12 protein-coding genes and 1 tRNA gene are annotated in these 17,343 nt (G+C 63.6%); 7 read left to right on the top strand and 6 right to left on the bottom strand.

From position 1 onward, the window contains the following. Positions 1–18 precede the first annotated feature (18 nt). Positions 19–540, bottom strand: coding sequence for a PAS domain-containing protein (locus B5M07_RS06220; RefSeq protein WP_162931820.1), 522 nt, complete (start codon positions 538–540; stop codon positions 19–21). 400 nt (positions 541–940) lie between these two features. Here B5M07_RS06220 and B5M07_RS06215 point away from each other — a divergent pair, with 400 nt between their 5' ends. After that, positions 941–2,482, top strand: a complete 1,542-nt coding sequence (locus B5M07_RS06215; RefSeq protein WP_120350650.1) for an MHYT domain-containing protein — start codon at positions 941–943, stop codon at positions 2,480–2,482. A 14-nt stretch (positions 2,483–2,496) separates the two neighbouring features. Here B5M07_RS06215 and B5M07_RS06210 read toward each other — a convergent pair. Further along, positions 2,497–2,583 (bottom strand) — tRNA-Leu (locus tag B5M07_RS06210). A gap of 62 nt (positions 2,584–2,645) precedes the next feature. Beyond that, complete coding sequence (locus tag B5M07_RS06205) at positions 2,646–3,122, bottom strand: Lrp/AsnC family transcriptional regulator (protein ID WP_067622609.1); 477 nt, start codon at positions 3,120–3,122, stop codon at positions 2,646–2,648. Between the two features lie 107 nt (positions 3,123–3,229). Here B5M07_RS06205 and putA point away from each other — a divergent pair, with 107 nt between their 5' ends. The 4 genes from putA (at position 3,230) to B5M07_RS06185 (ending at position 9,032) form a co-directional block, all read left to right on the top strand. Further along, complete coding sequence (gene putA, locus B5M07_RS06200) at positions 3,230–6,646, top strand: bifunctional proline dehydrogenase/L-glutamate gamma-semialdehyde dehydrogenase PutA (RefSeq protein ID WP_120350649.1); 3,417 nt, start codon at positions 3,230–3,232, stop codon at positions 6,644–6,646. A gap of 22 nt (positions 6,647–6,668) precedes the next feature. Beyond that, positions 6,669–7,820 (top strand): amidohydrolase, encoded by a 1,152-nt coding sequence (locus B5M07_RS06195; protein WP_120350648.1) that lies wholly within the window; start codon positions 6,669–6,671, stop codon positions 7,818–7,820. Positions 7,821–7,905: 85 nt separating this feature from the next. Next, on the top strand, positions 7,906–8,649 hold the full coding sequence (locus B5M07_RS06190) for a rhomboid family intramembrane serine protease (RefSeq protein WP_120350647.1): 744 nt from the start codon (positions 7,906–7,908) through the stop codon (positions 8,647–8,649). Further along, positions 8,646–9,032 carry a GFA family protein gene (locus tag B5M07_RS06185; protein ID WP_120350646.1) on the top strand — a complete coding sequence of 129 codons (387 nt, stop codon included), beginning with the start codon at positions 8,646–8,648 and terminating at the stop codon, positions 9,030–9,032. The genes B5M07_RS06190 and B5M07_RS06185 overlap by 4 nt, the downstream gene beginning before the upstream one ends. Here B5M07_RS06185 and B5M07_RS06180 read toward each other — a convergent pair. From B5M07_RS06180 to B5M07_RS06170, 3 genes are all read right to left on the bottom strand, one after another. Next, a complete protein-coding gene (locus tag B5M07_RS06180) occupies positions 9,029–10,120 on the bottom strand; it encodes a DUF2235 domain-containing protein (protein ID WP_120350645.1) in 1,092 nt (363 codons plus the stop codon). The genes B5M07_RS06185 and B5M07_RS06180 overlap by 4 nt on opposite strands. After that, on the bottom strand, positions 10,098–12,395 hold the full coding sequence (locus tag B5M07_RS06175; protein ID WP_120350644.1) for a xanthine dehydrogenase family protein molybdopterin-binding subunit: 2,298 nt from the start codon (positions 12,393–12,395) through the stop codon (positions 10,098–10,100). The genes B5M07_RS06180 and B5M07_RS06175 overlap by 23 nt, the downstream gene beginning before the upstream one ends. A 70-nt stretch (positions 12,396–12,465) precedes the next feature. Further along, positions 12,466–13,626, bottom strand: a complete 1,161-nt coding sequence (locus B5M07_RS06170; protein ID WP_120350643.1) for a type III PLP-dependent enzyme — start codon at positions 13,624–13,626, stop codon at positions 12,466–12,468. Positions 13,627–13,726: 100 nt separating this feature from the next. Here B5M07_RS06170 and B5M07_RS06165 point away from each other — a divergent pair, with 100 nt between their 5' ends. Continuing rightward, complete coding sequence (locus tag B5M07_RS06165) at positions 13,727–14,167, top strand: Lrp/AsnC family transcriptional regulator (RefSeq protein WP_120350642.1); 441 nt, start codon at positions 13,727–13,729, stop codon at positions 14,165–14,167. Positions 14,168–14,257: 90 nt separating this feature from the next. Then, positions 14,258–17,191 carry a valine--tRNA ligase gene (locus B5M07_RS06160; RefSeq protein WP_120350641.1) on the top strand — a complete coding sequence of 978 codons (2,934 nt, stop codon included), beginning with the start codon at positions 14,258–14,260 and terminating at the stop codon, positions 17,189–17,191. Positions 17,192–17,343: the final 152 nt, after the last annotated feature.

The following is a 17,343-nucleotide window of genomic DNA, read 5'->3' as shown; positions in this document are numbered from 1 at the left end:
GCTGATGGGCATTCGCGGCTAGCTGCCCATGGCGCGCCGCGAAGCCCCCTTCCCCAACGCGCGCACCGGTCCCACATCGTTCGCCGCGGCTTCCACGCCCCGAAACCGGATGGTTTGAACCCGCCCATCAGGGCCGCACGCCGCGCTGAACTGTCCGTCGACGATCCGGGCTGTGTCCTCTCCCGGGTGCATCTGAAAACGCCCCTGCGGACACTGCCCCCGCAGGACCTGCGTCCAAAGTTTGCCGATCTCAGCCCCATCGCAAAGCCTTGGGCCAAAAAGATCGTAGATATGCTGCCCGTTCAGACAATCCCCCAGCCCGTAGGTGACGCCGCAGGCCGCCTCATTCGCGTGGCGGACGTGCCCGTCCGGCGCGAAGTCCACTTCGATCTCAGCCATATCGACGTTGACGTTGGAAAGGATGCGCGCACCTTCGGCCCCCGTCAGCGCCGCGTGACAGAAAGTGGGGAAAAGCCCCCCGCAGCGCCGCGCCTTGGGCGCCCCCCCGCCTGTGACGCCATCGTGATTGTGCCTAAACATGCGCCGCTCTGCCGCGAAAACGATGGAGATAAGCGGGAATTGCCCTAAGGTAAGCGGTCCCTCTGAACCAGTTAAGTCCTTGCGGAAAACCAGCCTGTTTTCGCACTGCCTTCCTCGCCCAAACGCACGACGCTGCCGCGCCCGCCCCATCAGCTGCCCGACATGGCGAAACAAGCGAAAAACAAATCGCCGCAATGGGTTAGACGGTTTTACCCGCTCGTTTAACTCTACCATACCCCCGCCTTTTCCTCATCTCGCCGCAATACCGATCATGGCTGAGGTTTAGCGCCCTGCCCTTAAGAACGAGTTAAAACTGCAGCATAGTGTGAACTTGCGGGGGCCTTATTTTGGCCTTATTCGGCCAGCAATTAACTAAATCTTAGTATTTGATAGGATTAAGATGTTCCGGGTCGCCCACAGTATTCATCATGATCACGACCTCGGGCTCGTGCTGCTGGCGGCGCTGCTTTGTATCTTTGGCAGCTGGGTGGTGTCGCGGCTTTATCAGCATGTGCTTGAGCAGCCGCGCGCACAGGCAATGATCTGGTGCTATCTGACCGCGATGACCGCCGGGGTCACGATCTGGTGCACCCATTTCATCGCGATCCTCGCCTATCAGCTCGACGCGCCAGCAACCTTCCATTTTTCCCTGACTTTCCTGTCCCTGATCATCGCCATCGTTGGATCGATCTTGGGTGTCGTCATCGCGGGTCTGTTAAAATCGCGCCGCGCCACGGTTTTGGGGGGGGCGATCTTCGGCTTGGCAATCTCGGCCATGCATTACACCGGCATGATCGCCTACCGTGTGCAGGGCACCATCCAATGGGACATTGGCTATCTGGCCGCCTCTGTGATCATCGCGGTGACCCTCGCCACCCTTGCGCTCGGGGCCGCCGGCCGTGGGGGAAAGGGCAGCGTGCTGTGGATGACCGGGCTTTTGGCCTTGGCCATTATCCTATTGCATTTCACCGGAATGGCCGCCTTTCAGGTGACGCCGCTCGCCGCGCAGCCTCTCTATGACAATCCTGTCGAATACCGGCTCATCGCGCTGATCATCGCCGGAACCGCCGCCATCATCGCGCTGGCCGCGCTTTTCAGCTATGTGGTCGAAAACCGGACACGCAACGAAAGCGTCGAGGAACTGCGTCAGGCCCGCGATGCCGCCGAAAGCGCCAGCCGCGCGAAATCGGAATTCATGAGCGTGCTCAGCCACGAATTGCGCACCCCGCTGACCATCGTCATCGGCTACGCTAGCTTCCTGTCGGAACTCAAGCGTCACAACCTTGCCAAGCTCGAACCGGAGGAGAAACCGGCATCAGAGCATTTCACCAAGATGGGCGATCAGGCGGAACTCTACGGTCAGCGCATCAAATTTGCGGGCGGGCAATTGCTGACCATTATCAACGACATCCTCGATTACACGAATATGGAATTGAACGACCTCGCGCTGGACAAAACCCCCTTTGATACGCGCATGTTATTGGAGGAAGTGGTCGAGCAGCACCATGGGGCGGCGCATGACAAGACGGCCAGGCTGCATATCGACACCCCCCCGCTCACCGTTACCGCCGACCGCCGCCGCAGCCTGCAGCTGCTCGGCTATATCGTCGGCAATGCGCTGAAATTCTCCAAGGCGCGCGACATTCACCTACGCGCCCGCCCGCATGCAGGCGGGTTCGTTTTTGAGGTCGAAGACAACGGCGTCGGCATCGCCGCGCAGGACTTCGACCGCATCTTCGAAGCCTTCACCCAGATTGAAGACGCCGACGACCGCGCCGAAGGCGGCACAGGTCTGGGGTTGGCGATCTGCAAGAAACTGGCGCTCGCGCACGGCGGCGACATCACGGTCAAAAGCACCCTTGGCCAGGGCACGATCTTTACCGTCTTCATCCCCGGCGCCACGCAGATGGCGGAACCTGCGACGCTGGCCCAAGCAAGCTAAGTCTTTGAAAAAGGTGGTGCGGGCGGTGGGACTCGAACCCACACGGGGCTACGCCCCAACAGATTTTAAGTCTGGTATGTCTACCATTCCATCACGCCCGCATCGGGGCGCACAATAAGCATCACGTGGGCGGTGTAAATGGGGGAATGCCCCGGCCCACGGTTTAGGCCGTATCGGCCAGCATGGTTTCTTTCACCGCCTCCATCGCCACATAGGTCGATGTGCTGGCCACATGCGGCAGGGTCGAAATAACCTCCCCCAGAAAGCGCCGATATTCCGACATGTTCCGCGTGCGAATCTTGATCAGATAATCGAAATGGCTGGCGATCATATGGGCCTGTTCGATCTCTGGCACCTTGGCGACGGCGACGTTGAAGGCCCTCAGCGCCGCCTCGCGCGTGTCGTTCAACCGGACCTCGACAAAGGCCACATGGTCGAGCCCCAGCCGGATCGGATCCAAAAGCGCGCGGTAGCCGAGGATCACGCCGCTTTCCTCCAACCGGCGCAGGCGCGCTTGGGTGGGTGACTTCGACAGGCCGATGCGGCGGGCAAGGTCGGTGATGCTGATGCGGCCATCCTCGGCCAGCACCGATAGAATCGCGCTGTCGAACCGGTCCAGATCGAAAAGTTCATTTGCCATGTGATTACCCCATACTTCAGTCTGATCGACTGAAGTATGGATTATCTTCAGTCGAATATCCCGCCGATCATCAGGTATTTTGGGTCAAACATCAACTGGAGCTTGCCATGCCCCTCGATCACGCCCCCGCCCTTCGCCAAACCATTGACGCGCGCACCTATGCCGACCCGGATGCGCTGCTGACCGAGCTCAAGGCGCAGGCCAATCTTTCTGCCGAAGATCGCGCCCAGATCACCGCCGATGCGGCGGGTCTTGTCCGTGACATTCGCGGCACCTCCGCGCCGGGGATGATGGAAGTCTTCCTCGCTGAATACGGTCTCAGCACCGACGAAGGCGTGGCGCTGATGTGTCTCGCCGAGGCGCTGCTGCGGGTCCCAGATGCCGAGACCATCGACGCGCTGATCGAAGACAAGATCGCCCCCTCGGACTGGGGGCGCCACATGGGGCATTCGACCTCCAGCTTGGTGAACGCCTCCACTTGGGCGCTGATGCTGACGGGCCGCGTGCTCGACGATGACCAGCCCGGCCCGGTACGCCACCTACGCGCCGCGATCAAACGTCTGGGCGAGCCGGTGATCCGTACCGCCGTCAGCCGCGCCATGCGCGAGATGGGCCGTCAGTTCGTTCTGGGCGAAGACATCCACGCGGCGATGAAACGCGCGAAGGGGATGGAGAAAAAGGGTTTCACCTATAGCTACGACATGCTGGGCGAAGCGGCGCGGACTGAGGCCGATGCCAAACGCTACCACCTCAGCTATTCCCGTGCGATCTCGGCCATTGCCGATGCCTGCACCCATGACGATATCCGCAAGAACCCCGGCATCTCGGTCAAGCTATCGGCCCTGCACCCGCGCTATGAATTGGCGCAGGAAAAGGCGGTGATGCGCGATCTAGTGCCGCGTCTGCGGGCGCTGGCGCTCTTGGCGAAATCCGCGGGCATGGGCCTGAACATCGACGCCGAAGAAGCCGACCGCCTCGCGCTCTCGCTCGAAGTGATCGACACGGTGATGGCCGAGCCTGCGCTGGCAGGCTGGGACGGTTTCGGCGTGGTGGTGCAGGCCTATGGCCCGCGCGCGGGCGTGGTGCTCGACACGCTTTATGACATGGCCAAACGTCACGATCGGCGCATCATGGTCCGTCTGGTCAAGGGCGCCTATTGGGACACCGAGATCAAGCAGGCGCAGGTCGAAGGCATCGACGGCTTCCCGGTCTTCACCCGCAAGGCCGCGACCGATGTGAGCTATATCGCCAACGCCCGCAAACTGCTGAACATGACGGATCGCATCTATCCGCAGTTCGCCACCCACAACGCGCATACCGTTGCCGCCGTGCTGCATATGGCCGACGACCCCGAGGCCTATGAGTTCCAACGCCTGCACGGCATGGGCGAGACCCTGCATGACATCGTGATGGAAAAACACGGCACCCGCTGCCGCATCTACGCCCCCGTCGGCGCGCACCGCGACCTGCTGGCCTATCTGGTGCGGCGTTTGCTTGAGAACGGCGCGAACTCCAGCTTCGTGAATCAGATCGTTGACGAAAACGTGCCGCCCGAAGTGGTGGCCGCCGACCCGTTTGACCAATTGCAAGACAGCGCGCCGACGATCCCGAAAGGCCCGGACGTATTCCAGCCGCAACGCGCCAATGCGCGGGGTTTCGATCTGGCCCACACCCCGACGCTTGCCGCCATCGAAGAGGCCCGCGCCCCCTTTGCGGACGCCATATGGACCGCCGCGCCAATCCTCGCGGGCGATGCCAAACCCGAGGCGGAAGAGACCGTCAGCAACCCCACCGGCGGCACCTCTCCCGGCACGGTACAGCCTGCCTCCGAGGCCGATGTCGCCACTGCGCTGGACAATGCCACTCCTTGGGATGCGCCACTCGACACCCGCCGCGCCTGTCTGCTCCGCGCCGCCGATATGTTCGAGGACCGCTACGGCGAGATCTTCGCCATCCTCGCCCGCGAAGCTGGCAAAGGTCTGCCCGACTGCGTGGCCGAGTTGCGCGAAGCGGTGGACTTTCTGCGCTACTACGCCGGCCAAGCCACCAATACGCCGCCCTCGGGCATCTTCACCTGTATCTCGCCGTGGAACTTCCCGCTGGCGATCTTTTGCGGGCAGGTCACAGCGGCGCTGGCGGCTGGCAATGCCGTGCTGGCCAAACCAGCCGAGCAAACCCCACTGATCGCCAAACTCGCCGTGGAAGTGCTACACGAAGCGGGGGTGCCACGCGCCGCCCTGCAACTCCTGCCGGGTGGCGGCAAGGTCGGCGCGGCGCTGACCGGTGATGCCCGCATCAATGGCGTGGCCTTCACCGGCTCCACCGCCACCGCCCTGCGCATCCGCGCCAACATGGCCGAACATTGCGCCCCCGGCACCCCGCTGATCGCCGAGACCGGTGGCCTTAACGCCATGATCGTCGACAGCACCGCCCTGCCCGAGCAGGCCGTGCAGGCCATCGTCGAAAGCGCATTCCAATCGGCCGGCCAACGCTGTTCCGCCGTGCGCTGCCTCTATGTGCAAGAGGACATCGCCGAAGACCTGATCCGCATGCTGACGGGGGCCATGCAGGCGCTCAACATGGGCGATCCGTGGCACCTGTCGACCGATGTCGGCCCGGTGATCGACGCGCAGGCGCGCAAGACAATCGTGGATCATATCGAAGCGGCCCGCGCCGAGGGGCGGCTGATCGCCGAGATGACGGCCCCCGAGGGCGGCACTTTCGTCGGCCCGGCGATCCTGCGGGTGGGCAGCATCAGCGAGATGAAACGCGAGATTTTCGGCCCCGTGCTGCATGTCGCGACCTTCAAGAGCCACGAACTTGACACCGTGATCGACGCGATCAATGCCACGGGCTACGGGCTCACCTTTGGTCTGCACACCCGCATCGACGACCGGGTGCAGCATGTCTCGGAACGGATCGAGGCGGGCAACATCTACGTCAACCGCAACCAGATCGGCGCCATCGTCGGCAGCCAGCCCTTCGGCGGCGAGGGGCTTTCGGGCACCGGGCCAAAGGCGGGCGGGCCGAACTATCTGCCACGTTTCTCGGCACCTGACCATCAGGAGGCCGCTGGCACTTGGGACAGCGCAGAGGCCAAGCTTCCCACCCTGCCCGCCCAGCATCCGACCGTTCTGGAAACCCAGTCGATGCCCGGCCCGACCGGTGAGAGCAACCGCCTGTCGACTCTGCCGCGCCCCGCACTGTTGTGCATGGGACCGGGCGCCGAAACGGCAGAGGCGCAGGCCAAGGCCGTGCGGGCGCTCGGCGGTGTTGCGGTCACGGCCTCTGGCCGGATCGACCCTGAGGCGCTGACCACCGGCCCGGCCTATGGCGGCGTGCTTTGGTGGGGCGAGGATGCGACGGCGCGGCAGATCGAGAAGGCGCTGGCGGCCCGCGAGGGCGCGATCATCCCGCTTTTGCGCGGCAAACCCGACACCGCCCGTGTCCGCGCCGAACGGCATGTCTGTGTTGACACCACGGCCTCGGGCGGCAATGCACAGCTCTTGGGCATGATGGCCTAAAGCAGACAATCGGAGGAGCGCCATGCTGACGAACAGCGACATCGAAGACCTGACGCGGTTTCGCAGGGCGCTCCACCAATATCCCGAAATCTCGGGCGAAGAGATTGAGACCGCCCGGACCATCGCGGCGGAACTGGAGAAACTCGGCCCCACCCGCATTCTCTCCGGCCTCGGCGGGCACGGTGTCGCGGCGGTCTTTGACAGCGGCAGCCCCGGCCCCACGGTGCTGTTCCGCGCCGAGTTGGACGCTCTGCCGATCCCCGAAGAGCACGACATTCCGTGGGTCTCGAAAGTGCCGGGGAAAGGCCATGTCTGCGGGCACGATGGACATATGACCATGCTGCTGGCGCTTGGGCGATTGGTCGCACGACAGCCGGTTGCAAAGGGCCGCGTCGTGCTGATGTTTCAACCCGCCGAAGAAGACGGCAGCGGCGCACGCGCCGTGGTGGACGACCCGGCCTACGCCGAGATCGCCGCCGATTATGCCTTTGCCATCCACGTCGAGCCGGGCCGCCCCTTTGGCCATGTGGATACAGCCCCCGCCCTGATCAATTGCGCCTCCAAGGGCATCGCCCTGACCCTCAGCGGCAAGACCGCCCATGCCGCCAGCCCCGAAGACGGCAGATCGCCCGCCGTGGCGCTGGCCGAGTTGATCCCGGCGCTGCAAGCCCTCGGCCCCGGCGGGCCGCTCGACGATGGCTTCCGCCTTGTCACCCTGACCCACCTGCGCATGGGCGAGCCGACCTTTGGCATTGCCCCCGGCGCAGCGGTGCTCTACGCCACGCTGCGCAGCACCCGCGACGATGCACTGGCCGAGATCGAAGCCGCCCTGCGCGCCGAGGTCACCCGCAGCGCAAAGGCCCATGGGCTGAGGGCGGAATTCGCAGAGTCCGACCATTTCGCCGCCTCAATCAATCATCCCGAAGCCTATGAGATCGCCGCCGCGGCGATGAACGCGCTTGGCGTGTCGCACGGGCAGAGAAATCTGCCGATGCGCGCCTCTGAGGATTTCGGCCTGTTCGGACGCGACGCCAAGGCGGCGATGCTCTGCCTCGGGCCGGGAGAAGATTACGCCGCGCTGCACAATCCCGATTACGATTTCCCCGATGATCTGATCCCCATCGGCGCGGGTATTTTTGAGCGGATCGCACGGGATTTGCTCGGTTCTGCTTGACAGACGCCCCGGCGGGCGCAGCTAAACATGCAAGTTCCCCCCGTGCCGCTTGACGCTGCGCGCGACTTGGCAAAGGCTGGCCCGCATGTTCCCGATCCGCGATCATAACCCCTCGGGCCGCACGCCCTATGTCACCTATGCGCTGATGGCGGTGAACATCGGGGTGTTCCTGTCTTCCCTGTCGCTGATGGCGGATGAGCGTGCCTTGGCAGAGTTTTACTACACCTACGCTCTGCTGCCCGCGCGGCTGAGCCATGGAGAGGGGTATTTCGGCCTCATCACCTCGCAATTTCTGCATGGCGGCTGGATGCATTTGGCCGGTAACATGCTGTTTCTGTGGATCTTCGGCGACAATGTCGAGGATGAGATGGGTCACGGGCGCTACCTGCTGTTCTACCTTGCCTGCGGTATCGCGGCGGGGCTGGGCCAAGTCGTAACAGAGCCGCTCTCATGGGTGCCCATGGTCGGCGCCTCGGGCGCGATTGCGGGGGTCATGGGGGGCTATTTGCTGCTGTTCCCCCGTGCCAAGGTCGACATTCTGGTGATCCTTATCGTGTTTTTCCGCATCTTCGCGATCCCGGCTTGGATCATGCTGGGCCTGTGGTTCGGCATGCAGTTCATCGGGGGGATCGGCGCCACACCGGGCACCGGCGGCGTGGCCTATTGGGCCCATGCGGGCGGGTTTATCGCGGGGCTGGTTCTGACCCTGCCGCTGTGGCTGCGCCGGGGCGGTTTTGCCTTTTGGCGGCAGACCGACGGCCATCCGCCCCATGCCGCTGCCGACTATGACCTCAGCGAAAGTCGCATTCCGAAAGTGAGACGCAAATGACCGAAACCTCAGAAACCCGCCGCGCCTCCTGCCATTGTGGGGCGGTACTGATCGAAGCCCTGTTCCCGCGCGGTCTGGCCTCGGCCTCGCGCTGCACCTGTACGTTCTGTCGCCGTCGCGCGGCGGCCACGGTGACCGCACTGGCCGAGACCGTGACCGTGTTGAAAGGCGCCGAGAACCTCACGCTTTATACATGGGGCACCCATACGGCGCAGCATTACTTCTGCAAGACCTGTGGCATCTATACCCACCACCGCCGCCGCTCGAACCCCGATGAATGCGGCGTGAACCTTGGCGCGATCGAAGGGGTCCTGCCTTGGGAGATGGAGCCGCTGCCCTATAGCGACGGGGTCAATCACCCCTCGGACCGCGAGGGCAGCTAAAGGCTGGAAATCACCCCCTGCATCCGCGCCAGAAGCCCCGGCTGCGGCTCGGCGTGCGCACGGCGTTGATCCACGCTTTCGTGCAGCCGCTCTGACGGGTCCGCGCCCACCAGACGGCGGCGGCGGGTCACAAGCATTTTGCCATAGCCGCGCCAGCGCCCGATGGAGGGTGCAGCGGGGTCTTGATCAAAGCGTGTGGTCCAGCCGTCGGGGAGCGGCAGACCGCTTTCTTCCATCCGCGACAACAGCCAGACAAGCGGGATATTTGCCAAGGGGCGCGCGGCCTCATCACCGCCCAACTGCCCGCCGACATCGCCGTGGGTGCCCGGAAACCAGACCTGCTCAAGCCGCCCGGCATAGCCCTCGGGCGTGGTCCACATCACCGGGGCATAGGCGACACGGGTTTCGTTCAGCGCCAGCGCCTGAAAGCCGTTCTTCACATTGCGGCTTAGATCGTGGTTGTGGAACATGTGCAGCGGCTGCGAGAACCGCCAGAACAGCGGCGCGTTCAGACCCAACGACTTGACCGTATCCCAAACGCCGATCGCCTCGATCTCCACCTCGGGGTGGCAGTTGGCCCGCGCAAACAATTCGCCCGCCTTGCTCAGATGATGCGCCTCGTAATGGCGGTAGACATCGCGAATGTTACGCTCTGTCGCGACCTCGGCGCGCAGGAGGCCCACACGGTCGATCACCCCGGCGAGCGAACGCACGGCATAGCCGCCACGCGAATAACCCATCAGGAAAATCCGGTCCCCGGGTCGGTAGCGCGATGCGAGATAGCCATAGGCGCGGCGGATCTGTCGGTTGATCCCGCGCCCCATGATCACATCGCGCGCGCTGCGCCAATCACGCCATTGCAGACCCGGTTCATAATAGATCGAGAGAGCACTGCCCATCTCGCGGCACAGGCTATAGGCGATGCCGGCGTTGGTCTCTCGCCCCAGTTCGAGCGAAGACATGGTCCCATCAAGGATAATGACGTGGGTCACCGCCCCCCGGCGCGGGCCGAAGTCACTTTCAGGCCGTCGCCATAACCGCCCAAAGAGCCGTTGGAACAGGCTTTTACTCGGCTGCGATTGCGGCACCTTGCAGCATCTCCCAGACCCTATGCGGGGTGAAAGGCATATCCGCCTGCCGCACACCGCGTTCCCAAAGCGCATCCTGCACCGCGTTCGACACCGCCGCCAGCGCGCCCACAGTCCCAGCCTCACCACAGCCCTTCATGCCCATGGCATTGGCGGTCGAGGGCACAGGCTCAGACGTGAAAGAGATCATCGGCAGGTCGGCGGCGCGGGGCATGGCGTAGTCCATGAAGGTGGCGGTCAGCAGTTGCCCGTCTTCGTCATAGACGACCCGTTCTTGCACCGCTTGGCCGATGCCTTGAGCGACCCCGCCATGCACCTGCCCTTCGGCCAGCATCGGGTTGATCAGGTTGCCGAAATCATCGACCACCGTATAGCGGTCGAGGGTCACCACCCCGGTTTCAGGGTCGATCACCACCTCGGCCACATGCGCCCCGTTGGGATAGCTGCGCCCCGGCAGGCTGGCGCGTTCGTGGTGAGACAGCAGATCATCCCGGCCCTTGGCGCGGGCCATTTCGGCCACTTCCATCATCGTGGGGCTGACGTTCGACCCCTCGGCGCGGAAGCGTTCATCGTCAAAGGTGATATCGCTCGCCGCAACGCCCAGTTCATCAGCCAGAAACGCGGTGAAGACTTCGGTTATCTTCGCCACGGTCGCCAAGGTCGCCGTGTTCTGCGTGGTGACCGAACGCGAGCCGCCGGTGCCGCCGCCCTTTTTAATCAAATCGCTATCCCCCTGCACAACGCTGATCCGCTCCGCCGGGATGCCGGTCTGATCCGACAGGAACTGCGCATAGACCGTCTCATGCCCCTGACCGTTGCTTTGGGTGCCGACATAGATCGTCACGTGGCCATTCTCCTCAAAGACCACTTTAGCCCCTTCGGAAGGATCGCCCAGAATGCTTTCGATATAGTAACACAAGCCCTGCCCCCGCAGCAGGCCGCGCTTGGCGTCGGCGGTACGGCGGGCCGCGAACCCCTCACGGTCGGCCTCCTCTGCCGCCCGGGTCAGGAGGCGCGCGAAATCGCCCACGTCGTAAAGCTCTCCCGTGGCGGTGGTATAGGGAAACTGATCCGGCTTGATAAAGTTGATCCGCCGCAATTCCCACGGATCGACGCCCAACTCACGCGCGGCGCGGTCCATCAACCGCTCCAGCACATAGATCGCCTCGGGCCGCCCGGCGCCGCGATAGGCGTCGACCTGTACGGTGTTGGTGTAATAGCCCTCGACATGCAGATAGGTGTCTTGCACGTCATAGACGCCCATCAAAACCTTAGAGAACAGCGTCGACTGAATCGGCTGGCCGAACTGGCTGTTATAGGCCCCGAGGTTGCAGCGCGTGTCGACACGGTAGGCGGTGATCTTGTGGTTATCGTCAAACGCAAATTCGGCCCAAGACACCAGATCGCGCCCGCCATTGTCGGTGAGCATGGCTTCGGTCCGCTCTGACATCCAGCGCACCGGGCGGCCCAGCGCCCGCGCGGCTTGAGCGATGCAAAAATACTCTGGGTAGGTCATCGCCTTCATACCGAAACCACCGCCGACATCGGGGTTTGTCACGCGCACGGCATCTTCGCTGAGACCAAAAGCTTTGACAAAGAAGCCCTTATGCGCCCAGACGCCCTGCCCGCCCAGCGCCACATGCAACCGGCCATCGGCCCATTCGGCATAGCAGCCGCGCGGCTCCATGGAGTTGACGATGATGCGGTTGTCGCCGATCTCCAGCTTGACGCGCTGTGCAGCCTTCGCAAATGCCGCCTCGACCTTAGCCTCATCCCCCATGCCCCAGTCGAAGGCGCGGTTGTCGGGGGCCTCAGGATGCAGGGTCTCGCCTCCGGGGGTGAGGTCCATCTTGGCGGGCAGGTCATCAGCGTCGAAAAGGATCAGTTCAGCCGCATCGCGCGCCTTTTGCAAGGTTTCGGCCACAATCAGAGCGACCGGCTCTCCCACATAGCGCACCCGGTCTTTCGCCAACATCGGGCGCAGCGGTGCCGCTCCCTTGCTGCCGTCACGGTTGTCGACCACCGTATGCGGCAGGGCGATATTCATACCCGCCGCTTCCAGATCGGCACAGGTCAGCACCAGATGCACGCCCTCCGCGTCGCGGGCATCGCTCACGTCCAATTCAGTGATCACCCCATGCGCCACCGGCGCGCGGAAGAACACGCCGTGCAGTGCCCCCTGGGGGGCGATGTCATCGACATAGCGGCCATCGCCGGTCAGGAAACGGTGGTCTTCCACCCGTTTGACCGGCTGGCTTTTCCCGAACTTTTCCATCTGACGCTGCCCCTGCTGCCCTGCCTATTCCAGCGCAACAGTAGCGGGCGAACCGCCAGTGTCCAGAGGCTCAGGCCGCCTTGCGTTTGGGCACGGCTCCAAGGTCCGAAACAAGCGTGATCCCTGCCAGCCCATAGCCATTAAAGGCGGTGGACATGGCGATGGAATAAGCCCCCATGCCGCCGAACAACAGATAATCCCCCGTCTGCGCATCTTCGGGCAGCGGCAGGCCGTCGGGCAAGCGATCCAACGAATCGCAAGTGGGGCCAAAGACCACGCGCGGTGTCGGCGCCCCTTGGCGCAGCGCCCCCTCAGGGCCGACCACATCCACCAGCCCAGACAGGCCCATGTCCCGCAGATCGGGCAGACCGCCATAGATACCGTCGTTCAGGAAGACCGTCCGCCCGGCGTTGCGCATCCCCTTGATACGGGTCGCCAGCACGGCGGCATCGGCAACCATCGCGCGCCCCGGCTCGCAAAGAAGCGAGGGCGCATCCGTGCCAAAACTCTCGGCAAGCGCACCCTTCACCGCGGCAAAAACCGCCCGGTGATCCGGCGCGTCAAATCCACGGTCTACGGCAAAACCACCGCCGATATTCATCCGTTTGATCGAGACACCCGCCGCACGCAGAATATCCGCCGCCGCGTGGACATATTGCACCCAGGCCTGCGGATCATTGCACTGCGTGCCAGGGTGGAAACACATCGACGGGGTGAACCCCATCTCAACCACCGCGCGCAACAGGTCAGCCGCCTGCTCAGGGGCCGCGCCGAATTTCGACCCGAAGTCATAGGCCGCACCCTTCACTGGCAAGGCAAAGCGCACCGCAACTTCATTGTCGCGCGGCACGTCGCGCAGCTTGGCCAGTTCCGACATATCGTCGATCGACCAGCTATAGACGCCCGCCGCGATCCCGGCCCGCACCTCTGCCGCCGAGCGGACAGGGTTGTTGTAATGCAGCACCGCCTGCGGGCAGACCGCCCGGACCGCCGCCATCTCTGCCGGAGAGGCCACATCGAAGGTGGTGATCCCCGCCGCGACAAGGTTCGAGAGCACCTCGGGCCGGTCATTGGCCTTGACCGCATAGGTCACCAACCCGTCGAAGTCCGCCTGAAAGCGCCGCGCCGTGGCTTGCAGCACCGAGGGGGCCAGGAACAACACCGGCGCATCTGGGCTATGTTTGGCCAAATAGGCGGCGGGGCTGTCGGAAAGGGGGGCGATATGCTGCATGGGGGCCTCTTGTTTGCTTTTCTCCAGTAAACCCGCGATTTCAGTCGATTCATCGTGTCAAACCGCCTAAAGTGATGCGAACTTTCGGCGGATTGACGAGATGGCAGTACAACTTGACGACACCGACCGCGCTTTGATCGCGGCACTGCAGGGCAACGCCCGATTGCCGGTGGCCGATCTCGCGCGCAGTCTGGGCCTTGCCCGCACCACCGTTCAGGCGCGGCTGGAACGGCTGGAACGCAGCGGTGCTATTGTCGGCTATACCCTGCGCTTGGGCGAGGCAGCCCGCGCGCCTCTTCATGCCACGGCGCTGGTTAATATTGAGTTGCGCGCTGGCCCCGCCGTGCTGGCCCGGTTGCGCAGCCTGCCGGGCGTGCAGGTGGTCCACACCACGTCGGGCCGTTTCGACCTGCTGGTGCAGATCGCGGCGCAGACCACGCAAGAGTTGGACGAAACCCTCGACCGTATTGGCGAGACGCGCGGCGTGAAGGGCAGTGAGAGCCTCATTCACCTTAGCACCAAGATCGACCGGCGCGGCTAGGCCGCTTCCCGCCCCAAATCCGCTTTGCCATAGGTCTTTCCCTCGCCGCGCCAGACCGCTAAACGGGGCGCAACAAAAGGGATCATGACCATGGCACTCGAAAAGACCTTCAACGCCGCTGAGGCCGAAAGCCGCATCTACGCCGATTGGGAAACCAAAGGCGCGTTCAAGGCCGGCGCAAACGCACAACGGGATGAGCATTTCTCGGTGATGATCCCGCCGCCGAATGTCACCGGCTCGCTGCACATGGGGCATGCGTTTAACAACACGCTGCAGGATATTTTGATGCGCTGGCACCGGATGCAGGGGTTTGACACGCTCTGGCAGCCGGGCCAAGACCACGCGGGCATCGCCACGCAGATGGTGGTGGAACGCGAATTGGCCGCCACCGGACAGCCCGGCCGCCGCGAGTTGGGCCGCGAGGCGTTTACTGCCAAGGTCTGGGAGCAGAAGCAGAAATCCGGCGGCACGATCATCGACCAGCTGCGCCGTTTGGGCGCCTCTTGCGACTGGTCGCGCAACGCTTTCACCATGTCCGGCGCGCCGGGTGCCCCCGAGGGCGAGGAAGGCAACTTCCACGACGCCGTGATCAAGGTCTTTGTGGATATGTACAACAAAGGGCTGATCTACCGCGGCAAGCGGCTGGTCAACTGGGACCCGCATTTCGAGACGGCGATCTCGGATTTGGAGGTCGAGAGCACCGAAGTCGACGGCCACATGTGGCACTTCAAGTATCCGCTGGCCGGGGGCGAGACCTATACCTACGTCGAGAAAGACGAAGACGGGAACACGCTCTTCGAAGAGACCCGCGACTATATCTCCATCGCCACCACACGGCCCGAAACCATGCTGGGCGACGGCGCGGTGGCGGTTCATCCATCAGATGAGCGTTACGCCTCAATCGTGGGGAAACTCTGCGAAATTCCCGTGGGCCCGAAAGAGCAGCGCCGCCTGATCCCGATCATCACCGACGAATACCCAGACAAGAACTTCGGCTCTGGTGCTGTGAAGATCACCGGCGCGCATGACTTCAACGACTACGGCGTCGCCAAGCGCAACGGCATCCCGCTCTATGCGCTGATGGACACCCAAGGCCAGATGCGCGCCGACGGGTTGCCCTATGTCGAAGCCGCCGCCCGCGCCCAAGCCATTGCCGACGGCTCCGAGCCCGCCCCCGAGGACGCGACTGAGATCAACCTCGTGCCCGACGCCTACCGCGGCCTCGACCGTTTCGAGGCCCGCAAGCGCGTGGTCGAGGACGTGACCGCCGAGGGCCTTGCCGTGATGACCGAGGCGACCGACCCGCGCCTCGGCCGCGCCGCCAAGAAGGCCCCGGTCGAGCCCGGTGAAGGCGGCGAGATGCGCACCGAGGAAGAGAACCTCGTGCCGCTGGTCGAGGCCAAGAAGATCATGCAGCCCTTCGGCGACCGCTCCAAAGTGGTGATTGAGCCGATGCTGACCGACCAGTGGTTCGTCGCCACCGATAAGATCGTGCAGCCCGCCATCGACGCCGTGCGCTCGGGCGAGGTGACGATCCTGCCCGAACAGGACCGCAAGGTGTATTTCCACTGGTTGGAGAACATCGAGCCATGGTGCATCTCGCGCCAGCTGTGGTGGGGGCATCAGATTCCGGTGTGGTTCGACGATGAGGGCAATGAGTATTGCGCGCCGACCGAGGCCGAAGCACAGGCCATGGCCCCCGGCAAAACCCTGCGCCGCGACCCCGACGTACTCGACACATGGTTCTCCTCCGGCCTCTGGCCCATCGGCACGCTGGGCTGGCCCGAGCAGACCGCGGAGCTTGAGAAATACTTCCCCACCTCCGTGCTGGTCACCGGTTTCGACATCATCTTTTTCTGGGTCGCCCGGATGATGATGATGCAATACGCCGTGGTCGATCAAAAGCCCTTCGACACCGTCTATGTCCACGCGCTGGTGCGCGATGAGAAGGGCAAAAAGATGTCGAAATCCTTGGGCAACGTGCTCGACCCGCTGGAGTTGATCGACGATTTTGGCGCGGATGCGGTGCGCTTTACGTTGACCTCGATGGCCGCCATGGGGCGTGACCTGAAACTCAGCACGCAACGCATCGCGGGCTATCGCAATTTCGGCACCAAGCTCTGGAACGCGCACCGCTTTGCGGAGATGAACAACGTCTTCGACAGCATGCCCGCCGCGATGCCGCAGCCGCAGGCCACGCTGAACAAATGGATCGTGGGCGAGACCGCGCGCATCCGCGAAGAGGTCGACGCTGCGCTTGGCAACTTCCGCTTTAACGACGCGGCCAATGCGCTCTATGCCTTTGTCTGGGGCAAGGTCTGCGACTGGTATGTGGAACTCTCCAAACCGCTTTTGCAAGACGACGCGCCCGAGGCCGAAGAGACCCGCGCGACGATGGCATGGGTGCTGGAGCAATGTCTGGTGCTGCTGCACCCGATCATGCCCTTCATCACCGAAGAGCTGTGGCAGACCACCACCAAGCGCGACCAATTGCTCGCCCTGACCGATTGGCCGACCTACACCACCGCCGATCTGCTGGACGCAGAGGCTGACCGGGAACTGAACTGGGTGATCGGCCTGATCGAAAGCATCCGCTCTGCGCGTCAGCAGATGCATGTGCCCGCCGGGCTGAAGGTGCCGATGCTGGTGACAGAGATGGACGAGGCTGCACAGGGCGCATGGGATCGCAACGAGGTGATGATCAAACGCCTCGCGCGGGTCGAGAGCCTTGAGCGTGCCGAGAGCTTCCCCAAAGGCACCGTGTCGATTGCGGCACCGGGGGCCAGCTTCGGCCTGCCCTTGGCCGGGTTGATCGACATCGACGCCGAGAAGGCACGGTTGCAAAAGTCGCTCGACAAGCTGGGCAAGGAGATCGGTGGGCTGAAGGGGCGTTTGAACAACCCCAAATTCGCGGCCTCCGCGCCCGAGGAAGTCGTGGCCGAAGCGCAGGCCAATCTGGCCGCGCGTCAGGAAGAGGCGGACCAGTTGCAGGCCGCACTGGACCGTCTGGCCGAACTGGGCTGAGATTGAGGGCGTGGCGGTTTAGCTGCCACGCCAAAAACGCCACGCGAGCCGGGCAGCGCCAGACCGCGGGGTGGCGCTGCATACGGGGCAGTTGGGCAGTTTATCCCTGTTGCGCATACACATTTATTTCAGGACAGCACTTCGATTGCAAA

This window comes from Sulfitobacter sp. D7, assembly GCF_003611275.1.
GTDB lineage: Bacteria > Pseudomonadota > Alphaproteobacteria > Rhodobacterales > Rhodobacteraceae > Sulfitobacter > Sulfitobacter profundi.
Note: the sequence above shows the minus strand (reverse complement) of the source record. Positions and strands in the feature narration are given on the sequence as shown.